At 68.8% G+C, this 1,404-nt stretch carries 1 protein-coding gene and 1 pseudogene; both read left to right on the forward strand.

Annotation, left to right across the window (positions count from 1 at the left end; genetic code table 11):
* A pseudogene (locus DBR23_RS07830) lies at positions 1-599 on the forward strand (ABC transporter permease); the annotation flags it as partial.
* A gap of 13 nt (positions 600-612) precedes the next feature.
* Complete coding sequence (locus DBR23_RS07835) at positions 613-1,377, forward strand: GntR family transcriptional regulator (protein ID WP_108497854.1); 765 nt, start codon at positions 613-615, stop codon at positions 1,375-1,377.
* The last annotated feature ends 27 nt before the right edge of the window (positions 1,378-1,404 follow it).

Consider the following 1,404-nt stretch of genomic DNA (forward strand, 5'->3'; position numbering starts at 1 on the left):
TTCGCAAGCGGCTGGCGGGCGGCAACACGCTGTTCTTCATCGTCGTGGCCAGCCTCATCATGCCGTCCATCATCGTCTCGCTGGGCATCGGGCTGGAGTTCCGGCTCATCGACAACGGCATCAAGGCGGCGCTGGAATGGCTGGGCATGGAGAGTGCGCTGGAGGGCTATGGCACGTCGCTCGGCCTTTTCACCTCGGCCCTGGGCGCGCACCTGACGTGGACGCTGCCGTTTGGCCTGCTGATCATGTTCGCGGTGTTCAACCGCTTCAACCCTGCGTACGAAGAAGCCGCACGCGACCTGGGGGCCACGCCCTGGCAGGGCTTTGCGCATGTGGTGCTGCCGCTGATTGCGCCCTCGGTCGTGGGCATTGGCATGTTCGGTTTCACGCTCAGCTGGGACGAGATCGCCCGCACCTCGCAGGCCATTGGCGACGTGAACACGCTGCCGCTGGAGCTGCAGGGCCTGACCAGCACGGTGACCACGCCGTCCATCTACGCGCTGGGCACGCTGACCACCGTGGTGTCGTTCGTCGTCATGGGCATCACGCTGGCCCTGGTGTGGGCATTGGGCCGCAGGCGCAAGGGCCGTTCGGGGTAAAAACGGCACCCTTATGACGACCACCCTCCCCAAGCCCCGGCGCGCGCGCGCTGCGGTCACCGAACCGCCCGTGCAGCCCGACACGACCGGCCAGCTCAGCGACAACGACATGTACGACCGCATGGTGTCGGCCATCCTCGACCACCGGCTGCCGCCCGGCACCAAGCTGGTGGAGGACAAGCTGGCGGCGGCCTTTGGCGTGTCGCGCACACGGGTGCGGCCTGTGCTGGTGCGGCTGGCCAACGAGCAGGTCGTCACGCTCACGCCCAACCGGGGCGCATCCATTGCCCAGCCCACGCCGCAGGAGGCGCTGGAAGTGTTCGAGGCCCGCCGCCTGCTGGAGCCGCGCCTGGTGGAGCTGTTCATCGCCAACGCCACCGACGCCGACATTGCCGCGCTGCGCACCTGCATCGATGACGAAGAGGCCGCCCGCGCCAGCGGCGACATGCGCCGCGCCATCCGCCTGTCGGGCGACTTTCACCTGCACATCGCGCAGGCAGCAGGGCACCAGACGCTCGGGCGCATCCTGCGCGAGCTGGTGTCGCGCACCTCGCTCATCCTGATGACGTACAGCCCCAGCCACGCCCAAACCCGCGAAGAGGCCACGGCCTGCGGCTGCCGCGAGCACCGCGCGCTGATCGACGCCATTCGCCTGCGCGATGCGCGCGAGGCGCCCCGGCTGCTGCTGGCCCACCTGGCGCGGATCGATTCGCAGCTGGAGTTCACGCCGCCTGCGGCAGAGGCGCCTGATCTGGCGCGGTTGCTGGGCGGGCTCTGACGGTTTTTTCACACGCTTGCCCATGCG

Source organism: Acidovorax sp. HMWF018 (assembly GCF_003061035.1).
Classification (GTDB): Bacteria; Pseudomonadota; Gammaproteobacteria; order Burkholderiales; family Burkholderiaceae_C; genus Acidovorax; species Acidovorax delafieldii.

Excerpts from the sequence above, each read along its gene's own strand:
- DBR23_RS07835 (WP_108497854.1), top strand. The coding sequence starts at position 613 with ATGACGACCACCCTCCCCAAGCCCCGGCGCGCGCGCGCTGCGGTCACC.